Origin of the sequence: Neobacillus niacini, assembly GCF_023715785.1 — a bacterium.
Classification (GTDB): domain Bacteria; phylum Bacillota; class Bacilli; order Bacillales; family Cytobacillaceae; genus Neobacillus; species Neobacillus niacini_E.
Window position 1 is genome coordinate 1 of record NZ_JAMBOX010000121.1, and the last position, 255, is coordinate 255.

Genomic DNA, 255 nt, shown 5'->3' on the forward strand with positions numbered 1-255 from the left:
CGTTCTTCAAGTGAAGTGGATCGACCTTTGATCATAGAGTTATTCATCCTTTGCGTGTCTTTTAATTCTCTATGACCATTATAATTCTTTATCCACTTTCTCAACACTGATCTACTGGATATTTCATTTTTACGTACAATCTCTGACTGAGTATAATTCCCTGAAAGATAATCAAGAACGGCAGCCGTTTTTACCTCTCTGGAGTACCGTTTCCATCCACTGGAATCTTGAAGTCCATCCATTCCATATTTCTCA

The 255-nt window shown here is 37.6% G+C and carries 1 protein-coding gene; it reads right to left on the reverse strand.

The genetic code is table 11. The features are described 5' to 3' along the window. The coding region (locus M3234_RS29940) for a transposase (protein WP_262307957.1) at positions 1-255 on the reverse strand (255 nt) is incomplete at both ends.